The organism is uncultured Campylobacter sp., assembly GCF_938039205.1.
GTDB lineage: Bacteria > Campylobacterota > Campylobacteria > Campylobacterales > Campylobacteraceae > Campylobacter_A.
The window spans coordinates 21,294-30,419 of record NZ_CALHVM010000060.1; the positions used below are offsets into that span (position 1 = coordinate 21,294).

Here is a 9,126-nt window from a genome sequence, read left to right on the forward strand (position 1 = left end):
TTACAATCACATTCTTGATGTTTTAGTTACTGGTTAAGGTAAATTTTGGGTAGAGCGGTTAGAGAAATAAAATCAGAAATGGTTTTGATAAAACAAAAGGGCAACTTTTTTGCCGATCAAAGCGAAAAAGATCTTTATGTTGAAATTTTAAGTTCTCTAACCCAAAAATACGATATGGAAATTTTAGGCTACATTCTGGAGTCTAATTCCATATCGCTATTTTTGAAATCCTTAAATATACCTAAGATCATGCAAGAGCTAAATAGCACCTTTATAAGAAATAGGAATAAAGCGCGGGGTTATATCCAAGAAAGCGACATCAAAAGATACGAAATCCGAGACGTTTTTATAAACGAATTTGAGGATGTTTTGGCATTTTTGCAGCAAAACGGCGGATATACCTTCAGAAGCATCGACAAAAACTTAAGTTTAGCAAAAAAAATAGAGATTCAAAATTTTAAAAAAAGGATTGAAATGAAAATAGTTGCTTTAAATTCAGAAGTACATAACGGAGTGTCTTATCATCAAGATGCGTTACCAAATTTCCCGTTTGCGGAGATAGTGGCGAGCGAGGCATTTTTCTGCGAGAAAGATTTACCTATAGTTTTCACGAACGACGTAGTGCCTAAACTGCTAGTACTACTAGGTAGAAATGAAAATTTAATAATAGATAAAAACTACAAAGGCTACGTACCTGCGATCTTGCAAAACTATCCTTTTACTCTGGCTAAAGTCGAGGATAAAAATATCCTTTGTATAGACGAGGATGCGCCTCAGCTAAAAGGTAAAGGCGAAAAATTATTCAAGAAAAACGAAGAGCCGAGCGAATTTTTGCAAAACACCATAAACGCTATGCAAAACTACAATGCCCAGCTAGAAGCTACGCAAAAAGCGTTAGAAGAGATCAAAAAGGCTGGAATTTTGATAAACAAAGAGCTTACAGTATCCGATAATGACAAGAAAATCACCTTAATCAAAGGCTTTTCTGTCGTGAGCAGAAAAAAACTAAACGAGCTTGACGACGCTACTTTGGCCGATTTTGTTAGAAAGGGCTATGTTAGCCTAATAGATGCGCACATTAGAAGCTTAACGAATTTGGAAAATTTGGCGGGTAGAATTTTAGAAAACGAAAGTAAAAAAGAAAATGAAAGTAAATGAACTAAAGGAGAGTATTAAAAAATCCAAACACGCTATGATATATGCTGGAATTTTCAGCATGTTCATAAATGTTTTGATGCTAACTTCTCCTCTATATATGTTACAACTTTACGGTAGGGTCGTAACGTCAAGAAGCCTTGATACGTTATTTTTCCTTACGCTGATAGTTATATTTTTATATCTATGTATGATGTTTTTCGAAATTTTACGTTCGAGAATTTTGGTAGTTTTTTCAAACCAGATAGACTTAAGGCTGTCCGAGAGAGTGTATGACGCGATCTTTAAACTCTCGGCTAGGCAGCCCGGCAGGGTATCTTCTCAGCCGATGAGAGATCTAAATACCATAAAACAATATCTCAGCACCAACGGCGTGTTTGCATTTCTTGACGCGCCGTGGCTACCTTTTTATATATTGATACTGTTTTTCTTCCACCCGTATTTTGGATATTTTAGTATCGCGGCTGCGATCGTTTTGTTTATTTTGGCTCTTTTAAACGAAGGTGCGACTAAAGACGGACTAAAAAGGTCAAATGACGCTTTTGGCGCCGAAACCCGCTTTGTCGATCTAAATTTGAGAAATTCCGAAGTCATCCAAGCTATGGGCATGAACGGAAATTTAAAGAAAATTTGGCACAAAAAGCATAATGAATTTCTAGAAGCTCACTCCGAGTCTAGCGTAAAAGCCGGAATGTACGCAAATATCAGTAAGGTATTTCGCGTCGTTTCCCAGTCGCTAATGCTTGGTCTTGGCGCGTATCTGGTCGTCTTGCAGGAAGTGAATCCGGGCATGATGATCGCGGGCTCTATTATCATGGGTCGCGCGCTAGCTCCGCTTGATATATTGATCTCAAGCTGGAAAAGCTATAAGAACACCAAAGAGAGCTATGCTAGACTTTCGCAGTTTTTGGAGGATTTCCCTGCCGACAACGAAAAGCTTAAGCTTCCGGATCCAAAAGGCGATATTTTCCTAGAAACCATAAGCCTAGTACCGCCTCACGGCAAAGCGCCTACTTTGATGGGCATAAATTTCGAGCTTAAAAGCGGAGATATGTGCGCGATTATCGGTCCGAGCGCTGCTGGTAAAAGCTCGCTAGCTAGAGCAATGCTAGGCGTGTGGCCTGTATTTCATGGCGTAGTTCGCGTGGACGGAGCCGACATCACTCAGTACAATAGCGACCACTTGGGGCAGTTTGTGGGGTATTTACCGCAAGACGTCGAGCTTTTTGAAGGCAATATCGCAGAAAACATCGCGAGATTCGGCGAACTGGATAGCGAAGCGATCGTGCGGGCCGCAAAGCTAGCCAACGTGCACGATATGATATTAAATTTACCGGACGGCTATGAAACTAAAATAGGCATAGGCGGAGCCAGCCTAAGCGGCGGTCAACGTCAAAGAGTCGCTCTTGCCAGAGCGCTTTATAAGGAGCCTAAAATAATCGTACTGGACGAACCTAACGCTAGCCTAGACGAAGAGGGCGAAAGAGCGCTATTTGCCGCTCTTGCGTCGATGAAAGGTAAGGCAACTATAGTGCTAATAACGCACAAGTTAAATATCTTAAATTTGGTTGATAAAATTGCCGTTTTAAATGCGGGAAGATTGATGTACTTTGGCGCCAGAGATGCGGTATTGGCTGAGCTTGGCAAGGCAAATGCGCAACAACCACAGGTCGCAGAACAACAAAAAAGGCGTAGCATAAGCCTAGAAGATGCGGAGGGCTAAGATGATACTTAAAAATGAAAAAGGCACCGTAAATTTTGGGTTGTTCGTTATATTTTTGCTAGTCGGAGTTTTTGGAATTTGGCTCGGCATGGCGCCTCTTAATAGCGCTGCCGTAGCCGTCGGTAAAATAGGCGTAGTTAGCAATAAAAAAATTATCCAGCACCTTGAGGGCGGCGTCGTAGATAAAATTTTCGTTAAAGACGGAGATATGGTCAAAGAGGGCGATCCGCTCGTCGAGATCAAAAACGTCGCTTTGCAAAGCGAGATGAGCGTAGTTAGAGCAGAATTTTTAAGAACCAGCGTCATAGTTTCTAGATTGGAAGCCCAAAAAGACGATGCGACGGAAGTCAAATTTAGCGACGAAATAAAGCAAATCGAAGGCTATAAAGAGGCTATAGACGGGCAGTTGAGTATATTTAATGCGCAAAAAAAGCTTTTGGATGAAGAAAAATCCATCCTAAAGCAACGCATAAAACAGCTTGAAAATCAAATCAAAGGCGCAAATGCGATAGTAAGCGCCAAACAAGACCGTATAAAATCTTTGAACGAAGAGATTAAAGAGTGGGAGAGGCTATTTAAGGAACAGTTAGCCGACAAAGTCAGGCTACGCGACCTAAATAGAGAAAAAACGGCGGTCGAGGGCGAAATAGCTGCGGGTAAGGCCGAGATAGCAAGACTAAATGTCCAGGTTACCGAGACGCAAGCTCAAATTATATTAAGAGACAGAACCTTTAAAGAGGATGTATTAAAAAAGCTTGAAGACGCTAAAACTCGTCTTGTGGATCTGCAACAGCGTTATAATGCTTTAAAAGATCAATCCGAGCGTACTATCGTAAAATCTCCGGTCGAGGGTAGCGTCGTAGAGCTAGCCTTTCATACTATCGGAGGCGTAATAAGGCCCGGCGAGAGAATAATGAGTATAGTGCCGAACGAGACCGACTATGTCGTAGAGGCTAGACTAAACGTAGTAGATATTGATACGGTGCATGTGGGACAGCTTGCCGATATTAGATTTAGCGCATTTCAGCACAGGCCGAGCTTCGTCATGGAAGGTAAAGTGACGTACGTATCGGCCGATAGTATTCAGGATAATGCAGGTCACTCGTTTTACGATATTAAAGCCGAGCTTACCGAAGAGGGCATGAAAGAGTTTAAAAGAAACGACTTTTTTATAGTTCCCGGAATGCCGGTCGAAGTAATGATCAAAACCGGCGATAGGACGATGCTTGAGTATGTCTTAAAGCCGTTTATAGATATGTTTAAAAGGGCATTTAATGAAGACTAAAATTTTACTTTCGGCCTTGTTGGCTTCAAATTTAGCTTTTGCTCAAAGCGTTAGCCTTTCTCAGGCATACGAAATGGCGCTCGAAAATAATAATGAGCTTAAAATGACCATGTATAATAGTATGGCCTCTCAAGAGAGGCTATCACAAGCTACGGCCATGTTTTTGCCGACTATTAACGCCGAAGCTGCATATGTCGGCGAAAAATACGACAGAATGGACAGGCGAAGAGTATCAAAAATAAACGAAAGCTATAAAAAAGTAGGCGTTAGCCTTAGTCAGAGCGTATTTAGGCCGGCAATCTGGTATCAAAGAAATCAAGAAGAAATCAGGGTGCGCGGCAACGAGCTGATGTATGAAAATACCAAACAAGAACTAGCAAAAAGGGTCGTGGAGGCATATTTTAACTATACTTTCGCATCAGAGACGCTAGCTCTTGCTCAGAGCTACGAAGAAGCCAACCGCGCCAAATATAACCAAATGCAGAAGTCTTTGGAATTCGGGTTGGTAAATAAAATGGATATGCTCGAATCTAAAGTTAGATTAGACGAGGCGTTGCTGGGCGTAAATAAAGCTAAGCTAAATATCGAAGTAGCAAAGCTAGAGCTAGTAAAGCTAGTCGGGCAAGAGATCGAGGTGAAGGATAGCTTCTCAAACATTGATACCGAATTTTTCAAAAAAGTAAATTTGTCGAATTTTAGCGATGTAGCTAGAAATTTTAAATTTCAAGATAGCGTTTTGGCCGTCGAAATCTCAGAACAAGAATACAAAAAGAGAAAAAGCGAGCATCTCCCTACGCTTGATTTTAGTATCAGCTATGCAAATTTATACTACATAGACAACGACTATTCCGGTGACAGAAGAAGAAAGCTGGATACTATGTTGCGATTTACTCTGCCTTTATATACAGGTGGTGCGACCAGCTCAAGAGTAGAGGAGGGTAAACTACTAAGACTAGCTAGTGTCGAGCAACAAAAAGATATTCAAAAAGAGATAGAGATCAGCCAAAAAAGAGCGATAAATAACTATCTTAATTATATCGACGAATGCGAGTTAATGAAGCGCTCTTTGGAAAATGCGGAGCTTTACGTAAAATCAATAGAAAGAGGCTACGAAGAGGGCTTGAAAGATGCGGTAAATTTGTTTGACGCTCGCGCTAGGGTTTTTAAAACCAGAAACGAAGCGCTAACGGCATCTTATAATTTGGTCCTCGCATATTTGGAAATCCAGTGGCTTAATTCTAATATATCGGTTGATATGATGCGGGACTTGCAAAGAGCGTTTAAGTAAAATTTATTTTTTAAATTTTTACGTTTTAAGTGATTTTTTATGCTATAATTAGCAACAGTATTCTGTAAAGATACCCAAAAACTCAAGAAACACACTAAAAAGGAGTCCTTAATGGCAGTAACACAAGCACAAGTTGCACAGCTTTACGTAGCGTTATTTAATCGTGCCCCTGAAGGCGCGGGCTTTAACGCATGGGTAAGCGCAGGAGCAACTAAAACTCAAGCGCAGATAGCTAATGATATGCTAAAATCGGATGCGGCTATAGCGTATTACGGCGGTAGTATAGATCAAGATAGAGACTTTGTAGAGATGGTCTACAAGAACATCTTGGGCAAAGATTATTCTCAAGACCCTGACGGTATTAATTCCTGGGTAAAACACCTTCAACTCGGAAACTCAAGAGGCGATATGCTCGTCAAACTTTTTGACGTAGCTACTTCTGCAATAGCCAAAGCAGCGGATCCTGTAGCGGCAAAAGTATTTGAGAATAAGACCGAAATTTCTAAATATATGGCGGAGAAAATTTCAAATATCAGTCAAAATGGTACAGGCGATTACAACTATACGCCATTCCAAGAGATAATTAGAACTACAAATTCTACAAATTTGGCTGAGCAAAAAGTCAAGGTAGACGAGATGGCAAATGCTGATTTTCATACGCTTACTACTTCAGCGGATACTGTTAACGGTACGGCTAAAACTGATGTCATAAAAGCTGTCGCAAGCTCTGTATTTTCCGAAAATACTCTTAATCCTGAGGACAAAATTGACGGTGGCACAGGAAACGACACTCTAAGCGTTACTATGAATACAAATTTTAATGGATTTACTACAGGCGAGCTAAAAAATGTAGAAAATTTAAACCTAATAAATAACGGTGGAGCGCTTAAAGAGTTTAATGCTAACGGCGTTACCGGTCTTAAGAGCGCCAAACTTGATGGAAATAATGCTGTTAGGGTTATCAATTTGGCCAATATTATTGACTTTAGCGTAGCTGACCTCAGAAATGACTATATAACGCTAACATATCAGTCTAACACTATATCTGGTAATAGCGATGTTCAAAATTTAACACTCGATAATGTAGGCGCAAGCACCCCTATCGGTATGCTTTCAAACTCTATTCCTACTACATTTAGTGGTATAGAGACTTTAAATATCAAAACTCAAGGTCGAGCAAGTTATATTAAAGATGTGAATACTGAAAATGTTAAGGTTTCTGGTGATGCTAGTTTAGATGTTGCTGTTGCTGCAAATACTAAGAGCTTTGATGCTTCTGAATTGAAGGCCAAGTTGCTTGCTGATTTGGTTAAATCAAAATCAGTGTTGGAAAATATAAAAGGCGGTAGTGCTGACGATACTATTAAAGCAGACATTGATGCAAGCACTATCGGTGTTTTACGCGTTGATGGCGGAAAGGGCTATGATACTTTAGAATTTGATAACTTAACAGGTGGTCTTGATACTGCAAGAAAGCTTGTTACGACTTCTGTTGAGCATTTGATATTTAAAAATGCTACAGTTACCAATCCTCTTAACCCGGCTGTTGTTGACTTGGAAAAATCGCCTGATGTAGTTAGACTTACTATAGGTCTAAAAGATACTCAAGCTCCTAATACAAAAGTAAATATTATAAATTCTAAGGTGGATACTTTAGACTATATAACAAACACTAAAGGCGGTAATCTTATTACAATAGACTCTACTGCTCTAAAAACTATCAACTATGTTAATGACAACCAATACGATACGCAGTTAGGAAGCATTAACGCTGCAGAAGCCACAAGTCTTAATGTTAATTTAAAAGGTATTATGTCTGGAGAAGCAACGGTTACTGCAAATAAAGCTACGTCTATAAATCTTAACATAGACTCTTTGGATGTTGTTTCTAAAGGTCTTAGCTTTGAGGCGGAAAAAGCTACTACCATGAAAATTGTGAGCGTTCAAAAAGACAGCGTATTTAAAGCTAACGATAATAACATGAAAGCGTTGCAAAATCTTGATATTACTACGGCCGGTAGATTTGATTTCACAGGAGACTCCGAAAAACTTGAGTCGCTTTCTACTATTAATCTAAAAGGAACGTCCGAAAAATCATCAGCTACCGTAGTTGCTGGCACTGCTTTATCTATCCAGGATATAAACTTGACAGCAGATCATTTGCAGGCTACCATGGAGAAACAAGGATACCAATCTCTAAACGCTACTTTAAATACGCAAGGTACAATTAATGCGTTTTTAAACAACAACACTCAAGGTGAAGTAAAGTTTGATATCGAGCATGCGGGATCTGTAAACATTGTTAACAATAGCGTTAATATTCAAAAATTTATATTAGTCGGCGGTGTAAATATTGAAACTCTCGTAAAAGATAGTTTTGTTATCAAAGGCGGCACTGCGCATCAAACGGTGCTTGGCAATATCTATGCAGATAAAATGAATGTAGATTTTGGCCAAACTCTTGGACTAACTGATTTGCAGGGGATTTTAGCTGCAAACGATATTACCCTTAAAATTTCACAAATAACAGGAGCAAATGGCAATATACAAGTTGCAATGGCTGGGGCTAGAAATTTTAAAGCGGATATAGAAGGTTCCGTAAAAGGCGATAAACTTGACATCTCCTACAGCAACCACGCTACTCTTAATACTGTTGAAAACATTAAAGTTTCGGGCGATTTGGGTGCAGGCTATGATATTTATAGTTTAAATACTGCAAATACTACCAATACGGTAAGGACTATCGACTTAAGCGGACTTAAAAATGTTGAAAAAGGTACTATAACCTTAGATAACTCTAATACAAATTTATTATCACTAAAGGCCACTGGCGGGGACGATAAGGTTACACTTATTGACAATATGCTTACCAACAACGTTGCAAACAATGTTGATATTGACCTTGGCGCAGGCGACGACGAGATTATCACAAAAACTCTAGTTGCTAATAAAACCGTTACTATAAACGGCGGTGCGGGAAATGATTTGTTTGATGTTAGGGCCTCCAAGACCGATGTGGATGCTAGCAAATATATTGTCGTAGGTGATGCTTCTGGCGGCGATAAGATCAAATTTAATGCCCTAGATCAATCTTCTGGCTTTGAGAGAGTGGAGGATAGCGTAGTAAAAGATGCTACAACGCTTAAAGAAGCGATTAATCTTGCAATAGCAAGCAATCAATCCGCTTCTCCAATTTTGAATAAAGTATTCTATTTTACATATGCTGGAGATACGTATGTCGTTCATAACGCAACATCAACTGCCGTAGGCACGCCGGACACTCTAACCGCTGCCGATACGGTTGTTAAACTAGCTGGTGTACGATCAGATGACCTTATTCTTACTGCAGACTATACGGAAAACACGTTGAATATCAACTAATCCTATCTTTTCCCCGATGTTGCAGTCGGGGGAAAATCTGCATGATCTTTTTTATTTCAATTTGATTCAAAGTTATTCACATTTTAAAATTTGGTCAAAAACATTTTTGACCAAATTTTAATTTAATAGCAAGTCTATTTTCTTTAAAATTCTGTATTTTATTTTTATTTTGCATAAATAAGTTTTTGCTCTCCTAATATTCTATAAATAAATTTTCTTAAACAAATTTTATTTTTTTGTGCTATAATTAGCAATAGTATTCTGTAAAGATACCCAAAAACTCAAGAAACACAC

The 9,126-nt window shown here is 39.3% G+C and carries 5 protein-coding genes; all 5 read left to right on the top strand.

All coding sequences use genetic code 11. From position 1 onward, the window contains the following. The first annotated feature begins 45 nt into the window (after positions 1-45). The 5 genes from Q0394_RS10630 (at position 46) to Q0394_RS10650 (ending at position 8,832) form a co-directional block, all read left to right on the top strand. Positions 46-1,158, top strand: coding sequence for a SapC family protein (locus Q0394_RS10630; RefSeq protein ID WP_298947540.1), 1,113 nt, complete (start codon positions 46-48; stop codon positions 1,156-1,158). Beyond that, positions 1,145-2,878, top strand: a complete 1,734-nt coding sequence (locus Q0394_RS10635) for a type I secretion system permease/ATPase (RefSeq protein WP_004321446.1) — start codon at positions 1,145-1,147, stop codon at positions 2,876-2,878. The genes Q0394_RS10630 and Q0394_RS10635 overlap by 14 nt, the downstream gene beginning before the upstream one ends. A 1-nt stretch (position 2,879) precedes the next feature. Continuing rightward, positions 2,880-4,163, top strand: coding sequence for an HlyD family type I secretion periplasmic adaptor subunit (locus tag Q0394_RS10640; RefSeq protein ID WP_298947542.1), 1,284 nt, complete (start codon positions 2,880-2,882; stop codon positions 4,161-4,163). Further along, the gene (locus tag Q0394_RS10645) at positions 4,153-5,451 is read left to right on the top strand and encodes a TolC family protein (RefSeq protein WP_298057379.1); all 1,299 of its coding nucleotides are present in this window, start codon (positions 4,153-4,155) and stop codon (positions 5,449-5,451) included. The genes Q0394_RS10640 and Q0394_RS10645 overlap by 11 nt, the downstream gene beginning before the upstream one ends. A gap of 111 nt (positions 5,452-5,562) precedes the next feature. Beyond that, a complete protein-coding gene (locus Q0394_RS10650) occupies positions 5,563-8,832 on the top strand; it encodes a DUF4214 domain-containing protein (RefSeq protein WP_298947544.1) in 3,270 nt (1,089 codons plus the stop codon). The last annotated feature ends 294 nt before the right edge of the window (positions 8,833-9,126 follow it).

Bases quoted from the DNA above. Each gene is read 5' to 3' on its own strand.
- Q0394_RS10635 (WP_004321446.1), top strand. From the start codon at position 1,145: ATGAAAGTAAATGAACTAAAGGAGAGTATTAAAAAATCCAAACACGCT.
- Q0394_RS10640 (WP_298947542.1), top strand. From the start codon at position 2,880: ATGATACTTAAAAATGAAAAAGGCACCGTAAATTTTGGGTTGTTCGTT.
- Q0394_RS10645 (WP_298057379.1), top strand. From the start codon at position 4,153: ATGAAGACTAAAATTTTACTTTCGGCCTTGTTGGCTTCAAATTTAGCT.
- Q0394_RS10650 (WP_298947544.1), top strand. From the start codon at position 5,563: ATGGCAGTAACACAAGCACAAGTTGCACAGCTTTACGTAGCGTTATTT.